Annotated in this window: 15 protein-coding genes; 2 read left to right on the top strand and 13 right to left on the bottom strand. The window is 40.9% G+C overall.

The window, feature by feature from the left end; translation table 11 throughout:
• Window positions 1-6: 6 nt before the first annotated feature.
• From FNL97_RS03810 to sppA, 8 genes are all read right to left on the bottom strand, one after another.
• Window positions 7-522: a MogA/MoaB family molybdenum cofactor biosynthesis protein gene (locus FNL97_RS03810; RefSeq protein ID WP_062679240.1), complete on the bottom strand. Its 516-nt coding sequence runs from the start codon at window positions 520-522 to the stop codon at window positions 7-9.
• A gap of 70 nt (window positions 523-592) precedes the next feature.
• Window positions 593-1,786, bottom strand: coding sequence for an acetate kinase (locus FNL97_RS03805; RefSeq protein WP_062679241.1), 1,194 nt, complete (start codon window positions 1,784-1,786; stop codon window positions 593-595).
• A 225-nt stretch (window positions 1,787-2,011) separates the two neighbouring features.
• Window positions 2,012-3,001, bottom strand: a complete 990-nt coding sequence (locus FNL97_RS03800; protein ID WP_015864806.1) for a class I SAM-dependent methyltransferase — start codon at window positions 2,999-3,001, stop codon at window positions 2,012-2,014.
• A 145-nt stretch (window positions 3,002-3,146) separates the two neighbouring features.
• Window positions 3,147-3,647: a thiol peroxidase gene (gene tpx, locus FNL97_RS03795; RefSeq protein WP_015864807.1), complete on the bottom strand. Its 501-nt coding sequence runs from the start codon at window positions 3,645-3,647 to the stop codon at window positions 3,147-3,149.
• Between the two features lie 75 nt (window positions 3,648-3,722).
• Window positions 3,723-4,151, bottom strand: coding sequence for a GerW family sporulation protein (gene ytfJ, locus FNL97_RS03790; RefSeq protein ID WP_015864808.1), 429 nt, complete (start codon window positions 4,149-4,151; stop codon window positions 3,723-3,725).
• A 12-nt stretch (window positions 4,152-4,163) separates the two neighbouring features.
• Window positions 4,164-4,850: a DUF2953 domain-containing protein gene (locus FNL97_RS03785; RefSeq protein ID WP_062679242.1), complete on the bottom strand. Its 687-nt coding sequence runs from the start codon at window positions 4,848-4,850 to the stop codon at window positions 4,164-4,166.
• A gap of 68 nt (window positions 4,851-4,918) precedes the next feature.
• A complete protein-coding gene (locus FNL97_RS03780) occupies window positions 4,919-5,398 on the bottom strand; it encodes an RDD family protein (protein ID WP_143415077.1) in 480 nt (159 codons plus the stop codon).
• A 13-nt stretch (window positions 5,399-5,411) separates the two neighbouring features.
• A complete protein-coding gene (sppA, locus tag FNL97_RS03775) occupies window positions 5,412-6,422 on the bottom strand; it encodes a signal peptide peptidase SppA (RefSeq protein ID WP_143416284.1) in 1,011 nt (336 codons plus the stop codon).
• Window positions 6,423-6,550: 128 nt separating this feature from the next.
• Between sppA and FNL97_RS03770 the strand changes: the two genes are divergently transcribed.
• Window positions 6,551-7,354 carry an NAD kinase gene (locus FNL97_RS03770; RefSeq protein WP_097354871.1) on the top strand — a complete coding sequence of 268 codons (804 nt, stop codon included), beginning with the start codon at window positions 6,551-6,553 and terminating at the stop codon, window positions 7,352-7,354.
• 174 nt (window positions 7,355-7,528) lie between these two features.
• Here FNL97_RS03770 and mbcS read toward each other — a convergent pair whose 3' ends face one another.
• The 5 genes from mbcS to ezrA form a co-directional block, all read right to left on the bottom strand.
• The gene (gene mbcS, locus FNL97_RS03765) at window positions 7,529-9,121 is read right to left on the bottom strand and encodes an acyl-CoA synthetase MbcS (RefSeq protein ID WP_062679246.1); all 1,593 of its coding nucleotides are present in this window, start codon (window positions 9,119-9,121) and stop codon (window positions 7,529-7,531) included.
• Window positions 9,122-9,265: 144 nt separating this feature from the next.
• Window positions 9,266-9,475, bottom strand: a complete 210-nt coding sequence (locus FNL97_RS03760; RefSeq protein WP_015864814.1) for an alpha/beta-type small acid-soluble spore protein — start codon at window positions 9,473-9,475, stop codon at window positions 9,266-9,268.
• Window positions 9,476-9,555: 80 nt separating this feature from the next.
• The gene (gene thiI / locus FNL97_RS03755) at window positions 9,556-10,761 is read right to left on the bottom strand and encodes a tRNA uracil 4-sulfurtransferase ThiI (RefSeq protein ID WP_062679247.1); all 1,206 of its coding nucleotides are present in this window, start codon (window positions 10,759-10,761) and stop codon (window positions 9,556-9,558) included.
• A gap of 5 nt (window positions 10,762-10,766) precedes the next feature.
• Window positions 10,767-11,909, bottom strand: a complete 1,143-nt coding sequence (locus tag FNL97_RS03750; RefSeq protein ID WP_015864816.1) for a cysteine desulfurase family protein — start codon at window positions 11,907-11,909, stop codon at window positions 10,767-10,769.
• A gap of 164 nt (window positions 11,910-12,073) precedes the next feature.
• Complete coding sequence (ezrA, locus tag FNL97_RS03745) at window positions 12,074-13,777, bottom strand: septation ring formation regulator EzrA (protein WP_015864817.1); 1,704 nt, start codon at window positions 13,775-13,777, stop codon at window positions 12,074-12,076.
• Window positions 13,778-13,962: 185 nt separating this feature from the next.
• Between ezrA and hisJ the strand changes: the two genes are divergently transcribed.
• Entirely contained in the window at window positions 13,963-14,766 is an 804-nt protein-coding gene (gene hisJ, locus FNL97_RS03740) for a histidinol-phosphatase HisJ (protein ID WP_143415076.1), read from the top strand.
• The last annotated feature ends 45 nt before the right edge of the window (window positions 14,767-14,811 follow it).

Raw genomic sequence — 14,811 nt, 5'->3', positions numbered from 1 at the left:
TTGCTTTCATCGTAAATCTTTCCTTATTTCCCGCACCACATGGCCAAGCTCCGGCAAAATCAATTTTGTCATCGCAAGGCGCACCGCTCCCGACGACCCTGGGGTGGAAAAAATCGCTGTATCGTTCGCTACGCCGGCAATCGCCCTCGATAATATCGCGGCTGAACCGATATCTTCCGTGTAGCTTAACATGCGAAACAACTCGCCAAAGCCAACGATTTCTTTTTCGATGATTTCTTTTACTGTTTCAATGGTCACATCCCGTTTAGCGATGCCTGTGCCGCCGTTTGTTAGCACCACATCAATATTTGTCTGTTCGCATCCGTGCAAAATCGCCTCTCGAATCGCTTCTTTTTCATCTTTTACGATTTCATAACTGACAACTTCATGACCAGCTTCTTTTAATAAATCCATCATTAATTTTCCGCTCTTATCCGTGTCTTTTGTCCTTGTGTCACTAATCGTAATGACTTTACAGCGGACGATGTGCGGTGCTTCTTTTTTATGTTCTGTAACGCTCATATCGATCACCTATTTGATTAAAATTTTTTATAAAAAAGCAGCCTTCATAAAAGGCTGCTTTTATTCCATATTAACCAATATTCGCCAGTCTGACAACATCCCGCGCAATCATGACTTCTTCGTTCGTCGGAATGACTAACACTTTTACCGGAGAATGCGGATAGCTGATGAACGCTTCTTTGCCGCGCACTTTATTTAATGCAGGGTCCCAGTATACTCCCATAAATTCAAGGCCGCGCAAGACTTTCGCACGGATTACTTCACTGTTTTCGCCAATTCCAGCCGTGAAAATGATCGCATCTACACCGCACATGCGCGCCGCATAAGAACCGATATATTTATGAATGCGATTAGCAAATACTTCAAGCGCTAGCTCAGCACGTTTATTTCCTTCTGCCGCAGCTTTTTCAAGGTCACGCAAATCGCTGGAAATACCGGAAATTCCAAGCATTCCGCTTTTCTTATTTAATACTTCAAGCACTTCATCCGCAGTCATTCCCGTTTTTTGCATAATGTAAGGGATAAGGGCTGGGTCAATGTTCCCTGAACGCGTTCCCATTGCGACACCAGCGAGCGGCGTAAAGCCCATGGACGTATCGATCGATTTTCCTCCTTCTACTGCCGCGATGCTGGCACCATTGCCAAGATGGCAAGAAATGAGACGAAGCTGTTCAATCGGACGGCCAAGCAATTCGGCGGCGCGTTGTGTCACATACTTATGAGACGTACCATGGAAACCATATTTGCGAATGCCAAATTTCGTATAGTACTCATATGGAAGACTGTATAAAAACGACTGCTCCGGCATCGTTTGATGAAACGCCGTATCGAATACCGCCACAGCCGGCACATTTGGCAGCACTTCTTGAAATGCTTTAATACCGATGATGTTTGCCGGGTTATGAAGCGGGGCAAGCTCGGATACTTCTTCGATTTGTTTTAATACTTCATCGGTAATCAGCACGGAATCACTGAATTTTTCGCCGCCATGCACCACGCGATGGCCGATTCCGTCAATTTCATCAAACGAACGGATAATACCGTGGCTAATTAGCTTGTCAAGCAGCATTTTAACAGCTACCGAGTGGTTTGGAATCGCTGTCACTTCTTGAATTTTTTCACCGTTCACGGTAATCGTAAAAATCGCATCGTCAAAACCGATTCGTTCCACGACCCCTTTGGTTAGCACCGTTTCGCTCGGCATTTCAAATAATTGAAACTTTAAGGATGAACTACCCGCGTTAATCGCTAAAATTTTGGACATATTTCAAACAACTCCTTTAATCTTTTAACATTTATCGCTATCGTTATTTTGTTCGATTTTTAATTATCCCACTATACTTTTTCATTGTATGATTGTTCCTCCTCCCTTTTCAAGCAAGTTCTTTGCCGGTAATCGGTTACAAACTTATGTTTTTATCTTTTGAAAATAAAAATAGTTGCTATCTTCTGAAAATAAAAACAGTTCCCACTTATCACGGGAACTGTTTTACTTCCCTTTTTCTTCTGTAACCCATTCATCAATTTTTCTCATCATCGCCTGCATCGCCTGTTTATTGGAGAAACGGGGAAGTTCCGCTAACAACGCTTTTTTCGGTGCTTTTACGTTTTCTCCTTTCTTTTGCAAAATAAAAATGCTTTTTGCTGCTTGTTCTGTTTTAAACATCGATAGCGGCAGTTGCAACAATCCTTGAATAACCGCATGCTCTTTAATAAATTCATGCAATTTTGCCGCTTGGTCACTTGAAAATAATGTATTTGGAATTAAGAAAAACAAGTAGCCGCCTTCTTTTGTATAATACAAGCTTTGCTCAATGAACAAATGATGGGCGTATGAATGTCCTTCTTCCGCCTTTAATGCAAAGCGAGAAGCATTTTCTTTATGTGGATAATAACCGACAGGCAAATCGCACACGACTACATCTGCAAGCTCTACAAATAGCGGCTGCAGCCCATCTTGATTAAAAAGCTGAATCGCGTGTTTTTGCAAATTCGCGTTCACATATGCCAGCTTGATTAATACATCGTCCACATCCACACCGTAACTTTTCGTTTGCTTCCCTTTAAGATGGTTAAGCACCGTTGTCAGCAAATTCGCGGTACCGACGGCAGGATCAAGAATGGTAAGCGCCAGATGTTGGCGAGTAAATTGATTGACTAAATAGCTTATAAATAAACTAACCGCATCCGGGGTCATTTGATGATGCGGTTGTGTATATTCCTTCATTCCTTTTAACACCGCAAGCTGAAATGCTTTTCTTATTTCTTCATTCGTAAACCGTTCGAGTTGAATGTCGGCATATTGTTTTTTGAGACGTTTCGCGTTGACTTCGCTCACTTCTTCTTGAAGGACATCGCCGTGAAACACATTTTCTCCCGTTTCTGCCACCGCTTCTAAATAGGTGCATTGTAATTCATCTTGCAAAATTTTGGCTGTTTCATCAAATAATGTAAACAAACGTTCTACTGGAGTTGCCATTGTTCCTCCACCTTTCCGTAAGTGTCCAATATTTTATTGTACGATGTGCACAATCCAATAGCAAGAAGGATAAACGAACATTTGCCGATCGCAAGCCTGTGTCGATAAAATAGGAAAGACCTCGAACAAGTCGAGGTCTTTTCGGTTATTTTGCTGCTTTTGCCGCTTCGATGGCCGCTTCGTAGTTCGGATGATTTGTTACTTCCGGCACATATTCCACATATGTTACAATATCGTTGCTGTCAATGACAAACACCGCGCGTGCCAGTAAACGCAATTCTTTAATCAGCACGCCGTACGCTTGCCCAAAGGAAACATCGCGATGGTCAGAAAGAACTTGTACGTTTTCCACACCTGCCGCCCCGCACCAGCGTTTTTGCGCAAACGGCAAATCAACGCTAATCGTCAATACTTTCACATTATCCAATTTTGCTGCTTCTTCATTAAACCGGCGTGTTTGCGCATCACAAACGCCTGTATCCAGCGACGGAACAACACTGATCAAGCGGACGTGGCCTTTCGTATCAGCGAGCGTGACTTCCGATAAATCGTTAGCCAATACTTTAAAATCAGGTGCTTTGTCTCCCACTTTCACTTCATTACCAACTAATGTTACCGGTTGTCCTTTAAATGTAACTTGCGCCATTGGTCTTCCCCCCTTAAAATATGTACTACTGTCATCATAAAGGGAATACAAAAAAATTTCAATGGTTTCAACTTATCAAATATCAAAATCGTGTTTTTCTGTTGGCGAATCCTTTTTATTTTTCTTTAACATCTCTTGAATTTTCTCAATCGCCTGCGGTGCCACATCCAATATCTTTTCATATAAATGAGTGCTTTCGTCAAGATGAAGCAGTTTTACTCCCGAAGAGTTAACGATCAAAAAGGCAATAGGCGTAATGGAAACACCGCCGCCGCTTCCGCCGCCAAATGGATGCTCACTAGCTTGTTGTTGACTAGCGCCATTGCCATCCATCATAAATTCACTACCACCCGCCGCAAATCCAAAACCTACTTTGGAAACCGTTAAAATGATACTTCCGTCTGGCGTTTCGACCGGATCACCGATAATTGTATTGACATCAATCATTTGTTTTAAATTTTCCATCGCTGTTGTCATAAGCCCTTGAATTGGATGATTGCTCATGCAAGATTCCTCCTAGTAGCTTTCATTTGTTTGCTGGGTGACAAATGTTTTTATTTCTGACAAATGATAGTCACGCCAATATTTCACAACTCGTATTCCTGCTAACATAGCATGCCCGATTCGAAAATGAATCATACATACGAATTTCGTTTCGGAAATTGCTTCATGAAAAGATGGAGTAATCATTAAACAAGGTGACGTTTGTAGTTTCATATATTTGCTAAATAATGCAACCAAACTATATTTCAACGACCATCCTAATCCGACAATCATCCCTGTTGCCGCTGCATCTCCTGTTCCGATTTTCGTCTGCCATTCGAGCTTTGTAATGGATATATGACGAAGGAATTTTTTTATAATTTCATTCAGTCGTATGACATGTTGGGCAAATTCCTTTACTTTCTGAAAGATATCGATCATTTCCTTCGGCGTATATTTGCTCCGTTTTGGCTTGCTTTCAGAAATATTTTTTACTGTTTCTTTATGATCAACGACAATGCCCGGCGATTCTGTTTCTATTTTTACTAATGGTATATGTATCGTATATCGAATAATCCCAAATAATGTTCGAAACGTAATTTTCCATTCATCATCATCTTGTGCATGTTGAAAAAAAATTGTAATCGACAACTTCATCACCGATAAAACAAAAATCAATAGAAAAAGAGCGACAACTATACTTACCGCAATTTTCAACATCAGCACTCCCCTTCAACATACCATTGTCACCATATGCGCAAAAAAATAAACCTGCCAATATGACAGGTTTATTCATGAATGACAAGTGTATCAGCAAACTGGTCGTGCATCCCTTTTTTCTTTTCTGAAAAAGCGACAAAAAGAAATCCGATAAATAAAATCGTTTTCGCGATAAACTTTCCGATCACTTCACGAAATAAGACGGTCGTCCATGTTAATGGCTTTCCTGACTCATCAATCACTTTTAATCCAAATACCATTTTTCCTAATGTTTGTTGAAAGAATTTTGTCATCAATACAAAATATGCATAAAATGTCAAGGTCGTAGCAATCGTTGCTGGCGCAAACATATTCGTCCGATCGACAGAAATATCCAACAGATGAAAGAGCGGAAAAATAAGCAAACGGTTTAAGCTGCCGACAACAAGCAAATCGAGCAAATATGCCCAAAAGCGCATCCAAAACCCAGCATATCGTACATGAGAAGATACATTTGCGCCAGTTTCGTTTCTTGCCTCTACTGGAACTGGCAGATACTCTCCGGTCATTTTTCCACTTCCTTTATTCAGCATATAAATACATTAAGCGCGGTGAAGAAGGTTTAGAAAGCAATTTTATTAATTCAGTTGCTTCATGCTTTGGCGTTGCGTTTCGATTGAACGCCATTTGAAATAGGGAACTAAATGAAAATTCATTTGTATATTTCACCACTTGCGCGTCCGCCAAATGATGGTCTTTTTTTAATGCGGCGATCGTATCGTCCAAATAACCAAATTCGTCAATCAAATGCAATTGTTTTGCCTGTCTTCCATCATAAATTCGCCCATCGGCAATTTTTCGAACTTCGCTTTCCGGAAGATGTCTGCCTTCGGAAATCACTTTCACAAATCCCTCATAAGAATTTTGAATTAGTTGCTGCAATATTTTCTTTTCTTCTTCCGTCATTTCCCTTGTCGGATTCATAATGTCTTTATACGGTCCGCTTTTGATCGTGACAAGCTTTACTCCATACTTTTTAGCAAGTCCTTCATAGTTTAAACTTTGCATAATCACCCCCAGCGAACCGGTAATCGTTTCTGGACTCGCGAAAATTTTATCCCCTGCCGTCGAAATGTAGTATCCTCCCGAAGCTGCCATCGATCCCATGGAAACATAAATTGGTTTCTTCGTTTCTTTTTTTAGTTCCAGCAGTTGGTCGTGAATTTCCGCGCTTTCTACGACACCGCCCCCAGGCGAATTTACTCTTAGGACAATTGCTTTTACCGTATCATCATTTTTCGTTTGCTCAATCATTCGCAAAAATGATTGATGATTATATCCTGATGCAGCCAACAACGCCCCCGTATCTTCTCCATCTTGAATGACTCCATTTACTTCAAGAACAACGATTTTTTGCAATTCATCGCCATCTTCAAGCACCTCTTCGCTGAACTCTTGCTCCGCTAATGCAAGCCAGCTTTCCGACCATTTTTCCGCATCGCTTGTTAATAGTGCAGTAATGATGTTCACTAACACAGAAATAACAAATAATGCAGCGGCGATAGATAACGCTATCCAGCGCTTTCGATTCATCATTCTTCCTCCTATGAAAACGACTATTTTTAGATTTCGTGTAAACGTGTTACACTTAATTATGTATACTTCATTTATTGTACCATAATTACAGATTAACTAAAATACGATCATGGGAGGGCTTCAAAATGGCAGACGAGCGCAATCATCTTTATTTTTTTTATAAGCGTGATGAACAACTGATGAAACGTGTAGAACCGCTGATCACGCTTGCAAAACAAGGTCCGTTTGTGGTAGTCGATGATCATAAAAAAGCGAATATCATCGTCAGCATCGGGGACGATGGCTCGTTTTTACAAGCGGTGCGTCAAACAGGATTTCGCAACGATTGCTTATATGTCGGGATTTCCACACTTCCGTCACGCGGGTTTTACTGCGACTTTCAAATTGATGACATTGATCATATGGCAGAAGCAATAAAAAATTTACAGCTGGAAGTAAGAAAATATCCAATTATTCAAGTTACCATTGATGGCACCGCTTCATTTTTCTGTTTAAACGAATGTTCCATTCGCTCGCAAATTATTAAAACATTAACGATGGACGTATTTATTGACGACCTGCACTTTGAAACGTTTCGTGGAGATGGAATCATCATTTCGACACCGACAGGAAGTACGGCATATAATAAATCGGTAAACGGCGCTGTCGTTGATCCGCTTCTTCCTTGCTTTCAAGTAAGCGAGTTAGCTTCACTCAATAATAACCGTTACCGGACGCTCGGTTCATCGTTTATTTTAAGCGGAGAGCGAAAATTAACTTTAAAAATGTCCGATGAAACAAGCTATTTTCCAATCATTGGTTTAGATAATGAAGCATTAAGCATTCAACATATTGAAAAAATTGATGTCATCTTAAGCGACAGAGTGATTAAAACCGTCCGTTTAAAAGACAATTCTTTCTGGGACAAAGTAAAACGAGTGTTTTTATAAGAAAACTCTCTCTCTGGAAGTAAACCGTTCTTCGCCCGCTGGGGTGTTCTTGCTTTTGTTGTGATTTAGCTTTTTGATAAGACAAGTCAGTCTGGAGACAGTCTTTCGCCCACAATGCCGTTTAAGAGCAAAAAAGGACTGTTTCCTGTTTGAAACAGTCCTTTTTTTACTTTTTTATTGCTGCTTTGCAAGGCGCATCTCGCGTTCGCGCAGCTCCACGCGACGGATTTTTCCTGACGGCGTTTTCGGCAAATCATCGACAAATTCAATTTTACGCGGGTATTTATACGGTGCGGTCAGCTGTTTGACATGCTCCTGCAGCTTTGGAATCAGCGCCGGATCATTTTTATCTACTCCTTCGCGAAGAACAACAAACGCTTTCACAACATAACCGCGTATTTCATCTGGACTAGCGACGACAGCACACTCTTTTACCGCAGGGTGCTTGACAAGGGCGTCTTCTACTTCAAACGGTCCGATTGTATAACCGGAGCTAATGATAATATCATCTCCACGCCCTTCAAACCAAAAATATCCATCTTCATCTTTTCTCGCTTTATCCCCTGTAATATAATAATCACCGCGGAATTGCATCGCCGTTCTTTCTGGATCTTTATAGTAATACTTAAACAGCGTTGGAGTGTCGACGTGGACGGCGATATCGCCAACTTCGCCGACGGAGCAAGGTTCCCCGTTTTCATTGATAATCTCAACGATGTTTCCCGGCGTCGGTTTGCCCATGGATCCTGGTTTGATCTTCATACCTTTCATAACGCCGACAAGCAATGTATTTTCCGTTTGTCCATATCCATCCCGGACTTGAATGTTGAAATATTTTTCAAACGTATCAATCACTTCCCTGTTAAGCGGCTCTCCGGCTGATACGGCGCTGCGGAGATGCGGAAGCTTATAATCGCCGATATTTGGCACTTTTGCCATTAGCCGATACTCCGTCGGCGTGCAGCAAAGCACATTTACTTCGTACTTGCTTAAAAGCTGTAAATATTTTTCTGGATCAAACCGGCCATAATACACAAACCCAGTGGCGCCTGAACCGAGCGTCGATAAAAACGGGCTCCAAATCCATTTTTGCCATCCTGGACCGGCAGTCGCCCAGACAAGATCATTTTCTTCGATGCATAACCAATTTTTCGCAGCGATGCGCAAATGCGCATACCCCCACCCGTGCGAATGAACGACCCCTTTCGGATTTCCGGTCGTTCCCGATGTATAGGATAAAAATGCCATATCATCACGGGATGTGTCAGCAGCAACAAGCTCATCGCTTTCTGCCTTCATCGCTTCCTCTAAATTGATCCAACCGCTCGGTTTCGTCTTTCCGACAACGAATTTCATAATATGGTCAATGTTTCCGATCGGTTCAAATTGATCCACATATGGCTCATACGCAATAATCGCTTTTACCTCACCATGGGAAATACGGTATTGCAGATCTTTTGTGCGGAGCATTTCCGAACTCGGAATGACTACCAGTCCCGCTTTTAATGTTCCTAAATATACTTCATACGCTTCAATTAAGCGGGGCACCATAACAAGCACTTTATCCCCTTTTTCAAGCCCACGTTTTAATAAAGCGTTTCCAATTTGATTGGCGTGTTTGATTAAATCGCCATATGTAATCTCCCGTGTTTCCCCTTGTTCATTTTCCCATTTTAAAGCAAGCTTATTCGGATTAGCCATCGCATGTTTTTCGATCTCAGACGTTAAATTATAGCGTTCCGGCGCGATGAAATTTTCCCGCTTCATTTTCTCCAACTCCCCTTTACAATATGATAGGTGCCAATTTAGCGCATGCTACTTACATTATACAAAATAATTTATATATTTTGAATATTTTTAAAAAATAATAAAAGGCGGGATAAACCCGCCTTCGTAGCCATATATATTCAATTAAAATTGTTGTTGAGTACCGCCTAATTGTTGTTGCGCCATAGCAACAAGGCGTTTTGTGATTTCTCCCCCAACAGAACCGTTAGCGCGAGAAGTAGTATCAGCGCCTAATTTTACGCCAAATTCTTGAGCGATTTCGTATTTCATTTGTTCAAGAGCTTGTTGTGCTCCTGGAACAAGCAATTGATTCGAATTGTTGTTGCGTGCCATATGTTTTCACCTCCTTGTACCTATAGAATGTGTGAAAACATATGGCTTCATGCATTTATCTCATTGGTAAATTTCGGGATTTAGAATAACTGTTCAAACTCATCTTCCGTTGCGGAATGTTCGTCGATGACCATCGTTTCCGTATTTGCGATCGCCTTCTCTATTAATGGTTGTAAATCAACAAAACTTTCATAATGAACCACTTTTTCTTTTTTTGGTTTTGTTTTTGGCGATCTTGGCGTAAAAATGGTACAACAATCTTCATATGGAAGAATCGAAATATCGTGTGTGTCAATTTTTTTAGCAATGTCGATAATTTCTATTTTATCCATCGATACAAGCGGCCGCAAAATCGGCGTTGTGGTGACATCATTAATGACAAACATGCTTTCTAGAGTTTGGCTGGCAACTTGTCCAAGGCTTTCCCCTGTCACAATCGCAAGTGCTCGATGCCGCTGACGCAATGCATCAGTAATTTTTAGCATTGCTCTTCTTGTTGAAATAAGCGAGTATTCGTTTGGCACTTGTGTATAAATGGCTTGCTGCACTTCTGTAAAAGGAACAATGTGAAGTTTTATTTTTCCTCCGTACGTGGTTAATTTTTTCACTAAATCAATCACTTTTTGTTTTGCCCGATCGCTTGTAAACGGCGGACTAAAAAAGTGAACCGCTTCTATTTCCAATCCGCGCTTCATTGCCAAATACCCGGCAACTGGGCTATCGATTCCACCGGAAAGCATGAGCATTGCTTTGCCGCTCGATCCCACCGGCAAGCCTCCGGGACCTGGAATATCGTGACACGTGATATATGTGCCTTCTTGGCGAACTTCCACGCGGACATCGATATCAGGATCATGTACATTTACCGTTAACCCGTCTGTATTGCGCAAAATATGAGCGCCAATTTCATAATTTAACTCGCTGCTTCCATACGGAAATTGCTTGTCCACTCTTCGAGCGCTTATTTTAAACGTTTTTCCTTCATGAGGAAGCTGCTTAACAGCTGCCAATGCTGTTTCTTTTATTTCGTTCAATTCATTATGACATTTCATTGCTAAACTAAATGAATGAATGCCAAATACATTTTTTAATTTGTCAATAATCGGTTCATGCGGTTCTCCGTTTAGTAAAATGTACATGCGATCACGCATATATTCGATTTTAATATTCGGAAACGCATGAAGTTTTTTAGCGACATTATCTTTTAAACGGCGAACAAACAAGTTTCGATTTCGACCTTTTGTCGTCATTTCTCCATAGCGAATTAAAATACGGTCATATTTCATAGCAATTACCTCGTTACCTCTCTTAATTTTTCGATTGCCTTTTTCATCACGGCGATAGCAATCGGAATTTCTTCGAGCGTATTTTCAAAGGAAAGGCTAATGCGAATGCCGCTTTCCGCCCGTTTGTCCCCCATTCCCATCGCCAATAATGTTTTACTTGGCGCCTTCTTTTTCGAAGAACACGCCGATGTAGTGGAAACAAAAATATCGTTTTTTTCCAATTCATGAACAAACACTTCCGGTTTAATGCCATCTAAAGAAAAGTTAATAATATGCGGGGCGGAATGCTCTAATGGCGTATTTATTTGAATAAAGGGAATCTCTTTTAATTCATTGAGCCAAGCTTGCTTGACTTCAAGTAAATAATCGATTTGTTTGTCGTATTTTTCTAACGACATCCGCAACGCTTTTGCCATTGCTACAATTGCCGGAACATTTTCGGTCCCAGAACGGAGCTGCATTTCCTGCCCTCCGCCCGCTAACAACGGCGAAAGCTGAATTCCTTGGCGAACGTATAAAATTCCCGCACCACGCAGCCCATGAAACTTATGAGCCGACATTGTACATAAATCAATATGCGCTTTTTTCATATCAAGCGGTACTTTACTGATTCCTTGCACTCGGTCGACATGGAAAATCGTTTTCGGATAGCTCGAAAGCAGCTCACCAATCTCTTCTACAGGTTGAATAGCGCCAACTTCATTATTGACATGCATAATCGAAACGAGAATCGTATCATCGCGCAGCGCTTTTTTTACTTGCTCAACTGTAACGACACCATTTTCATTCACCGGTAAATATGTCACTTCAAATCCTAATTGTTCCAATTGATGGCAAGCCTCTGATACAGATGGATGCTCAATCGCCGTCGTGATAATATGATTGCCGCGATGGCGATATTGAAAGGCAACTCCTTTTATGGCAAAATTATTTGCTTCCGTTCCTCCAGATGTAAAAATAATTTCGCTCGGTTTGACTTGCAATGACGCGGCAATTTGTTCACGAGCTTGCGTTAATAGCCGCTCCGCTTTCATTCCTAATTCGTGAAGAGAGGACGGATTTCCGAAATACTTTGTAGCCACAGTGACAAACGAATCCACCACTTCAGGAAACGGTTTTGTTGTTGCGCTGTTATCTAAATAAATCATCACGTCCATCCTCCGATTATCGTTAACAAATTGTACACTAGTAAGTAATTATAATAAAGAAAGCCGTTAAACATCAACCGAAACATATTATACTTACATTATTCGCAAAAAAACCGATAAATATCTCTATCTATCCATTGATATTTATCGGTCTTGCGAATCGTTTATTCTTCCTTGGAACGTTCATCACGAAAAATTTGTTGAATGCGTTGAAGCGCACCAGGCTCCACTTTTTCTAAAGCAGCTACCGCTTGCTCCAGCGCCTGTTCATAATCGTAATGGCGAAATAGAAATTCGGCTTCTTCCAATCCTTCTTTTACGCTAGGATAGCGACGGCGGTAGCGGTTCCCATATTGAATCACTTTTTCGACAAGAGATGCTTGCTCAATCATTTCCACCGTCCGTTCATATACGCGCTGAACCATGTTTCCGGATTCCTCCAACGCTTGATGGACAGCAGACATATTAAGCGGTTTTTCCTCCAAACGCACCGCGACTTTCATCAAACTATCTTTTGCTTCCGACAATTGCAATTCGTAAGATTTTGGAAGCCCTGGCAACCGGCTTTTTTGCACAAGCCGCATTGCTTCCGACAGCTTTTTCTTCATCTCATCTAGTTTTTCGCGGGCAACTAGCTCGTCTTTTCGCAATGTTTGCAACATCTTGCGAAACTCCTCATGCTCTTCTTTCATCATTTCTATTTGCGCCAACAGCTGCTCTAATTCTTCTTTTAAAAGCGAATGAGCGGTTTTCGCTTCTAAAATGCGGGCTTGAATGATTTCAAAACGCTTCATTAACTGATGGATTTGTTTTTCAATGCTGCGATATTTTTCAAGATCTTTTGTCGATAACCGATAGCTTTGCTGTACAAACAATGTTTCTTCACTTGTTTCTTTCGCTTCTTCGTTGAGCTCGTTCAACATTTCTTCAATACGAGACATTTCTGTTTTTATGTAGTGATGGGAAATTACTTCTTTTTCCAATAAATCGTATAATGTATCAATCTCTTCTTTTATTTCAGTAATCCCTTGTTTTGCTTCTTCTATTTGCAAATCGCCAATCATTTGCATACACTGTTCAATTTTTTCCCGCTTTTGCACTATTTCCCGATCTATTTGTAAATGATCAAGGATATAGCCTTCCTGCTTCATTTCTTTATATCCATCGTAAAGCTCTTCCAGCTGGGCTGGAATCGTTGTTTGACACTCTGTTAATAATTCTGGAATATCGCTCATCATCTCTGTAACTTTGTTTAGTTCCCCTTTTGATGAAAGAACGATTTCCCGCGCAGCCAAGTAGTTTCCTGATGCTGTTAATTCCTCAAACTGTTTAAATTTTGATTCGATCTCTTCTAATTTTTCATCTAGCTTTGCCGCTGCAACTCCGAACGTATACCGATAAGCCAACAACGTTTTTTTCGCTTCACGATACATTGTTCTTAACTCTTCTATTTCAGTACGGTTTTGCTCCTCACTGCCGATCAATTCATGCACTTCATCAATAATGAGTTGAACTTCCTCTTCCGCTTGACGCAGCAGCTGATCGATTTCACGCAACACCGCTTTTGCTTTTGCATAACGATATTTATCAAGCAATTCTTCTGTATCAAATAATTTTTCTTCCACGTCAGGCAACTTAACAGCTACGAGATCGTCCCACTTTTGCCGCCACTTCTCAAACAATTGTTCCGTTTCTCCCGTCATATTCAATTGTTTTACTTTCGAAAGCTCATCGGGCACCGGTCGATTCATAATCGAAATTTTCCACGCTTCCAGTCGATCAATTTCGCTATACATTTTTTTTCGGTACACATGATTATATATCATTACTCCGCCAAGAAGGAGTAGAACGATAACTGCGATTTCCATCAAGAAATAGCCCCCTTGCACCCGAGTTAGTCACAAAAGAAAATGAGGTTAACCGAGAAGGCAAATTTGCGTAATGTTTTTTCAATGTTTTTATGATACCATGTTAACGACATTTTTTGACCAAATTTTTTATTTTTTTCACAGAAATCTTCATTTTTCTTATATTAAGGAAGGAGTGAGTCATTTTGCGTGACGGGCATATCCATACCCCGTTTTGTCCGCACGGAAGCGGCGATTCACTAGAACAATACGTTGAACGGGCCATTATGCTTGGCTATAAAGAAATTTCTTTTACAGAGCATGCCCCGCTTCCGGAAGGATTTACCGATCCGACACCATATCAAGATAGCGCAATGCGTCGCGAACAAATCGATCATTATTTCGCATCATTAACCGATTTGAAAGCACGTTATCAAAATGATATTATCATCCACATCGGTCTTGAAGTCGATTTTATTCTCGGTTTCGAAGAAAAAACAGCACGATTTTTAGAAGATGTCGGACCGTTGTTAGATGACGGCATTTTATCTGTACATTTTCTCTATTGCAAAGGACAGTACGTCTGTATCGATTACAGCCCTGAAATGTTCGCCGATATCATAACATTATTCGGCTCGATCGACAATGTGTACAATACGTATTACGACACAGTTTTGCAATCGATTCGCGCAAATCTTGGCCCGTATAAACCGAAACGCATTGGCCATATGACGCTTATCCATAAATTTCAAAAACGCTTCCCTTGTTCTTCACCGATGACGGAGCCGCTGTTACAGATTCTCGATGAAATAAAACTCCGCGATTATGAGCTTGACTATAACGGTGCAGGTGCTAGAAAACCGCTTTGTTTGCAGCCGTATCCGCCAAACTGGGTAATCCGCGAGGCAATGAAGCGAAACATCCGTATTATATATGGTTCAGACGCACATAGCGCAAACGATTTACATCAAGGAACGGACGTTATGCTAAAAGAAGCGTTTTTCGATTGACAAAGTTTCTATAACCACCATAGAATATCCTCATATGGACAAAGG

Origin of the sequence: Geobacillus sp. E263, from assembly GCF_007197795.1 — a bacterium.
Taxonomy (GTDB): domain Bacteria; phylum Bacillota; class Bacilli; order Bacillales; family Anoxybacillaceae; genus Parageobacillus_B; species Parageobacillus_B toebii.
This window is presented reverse-complemented; position numbering and strand designations above follow the sequence as displayed.

Bases quoted from the DNA above. Each gene is read 5' to 3' on its own strand.
- ytfJ (WP_015864808.1), bottom strand. From the start codon at position 4,151: ATGAGCAATCATCCAATTCAAGGGCTTATGACAACAGCGATGGAAAAT.
- FNL97_RS03760 (WP_015864814.1), bottom strand. From the start codon at position 9,475: ATGGCACGCAACAACAATTCGAATCAATTGCTTGTTCCAGGAGCACAA.
- ezrA (WP_015864817.1), bottom strand. From the start codon at position 13,777: ATGGAAATCGCAGTTATCGTTCTACTCCTTCTTGGCGGAGTAATGATA.
- FNL97_RS03810 (WP_062679240.1), bottom strand. From the start codon at position 522: ATGAGCGTTACAGAACATAAAAAAGAAGCACCGCACATCGTCCGCTGT.
- sppA (WP_143416284.1), bottom strand. From the start codon at position 6,422: ATGAATCGAAAGCGCTGGATAGCGTTATCTATCGCCGCTGCATTATTT.
- FNL97_RS03780 (WP_143415077.1), bottom strand. From the start codon at position 5,398: ATGACCGGAGAGTATCTGCCAGTTCCAGTAGAGGCAAGAAACGAAACT.
- thiI (WP_062679247.1), bottom strand. From the start codon at position 10,761: ATGAAATATGACCGTATTTTAATTCGCTATGGAGAAATGACGACAAAA.
- FNL97_RS03785 (WP_062679242.1), bottom strand. From the start codon at position 4,850: ATGTTGAAAATTGCGGTAAGTATAGTTGTCGCTCTTTTTCTATTGATT.
- FNL97_RS03800 (WP_015864806.1), bottom strand. From the start codon at position 3,001: ATGGCAACTCCAGTAGAACGTTTGTTTACATTATTTGATGAAACAGCC.
- FNL97_RS03770 (WP_097354871.1), top strand. From the start codon at position 6,551: ATGGCAGACGAGCGCAATCATCTTTATTTTTTTTATAAGCGTGATGAA.
- tpx (WP_015864807.1), bottom strand. From the start codon at position 3,647: ATGGCGCAAGTTACATTTAAAGGACAACCGGTAACATTAGTTGGTAAT.
- FNL97_RS03805 (WP_062679241.1), bottom strand. From the start codon at position 1,786: ATGTCCAAAATTTTAGCGATTAACGCGGGTAGTTCATCCTTAAAGTTT.
- mbcS (WP_062679246.1), bottom strand. From the start codon at position 9,121: ATGAAGCGGGAAAATTTCATCGCGCCGGAACGCTATAATTTAACGTCT.
- FNL97_RS03750 (WP_015864816.1), bottom strand. From the start codon at position 11,909: ATGATTTATTTAGATAACAGCGCAACAACAAAACCGTTTCCTGAAGTG.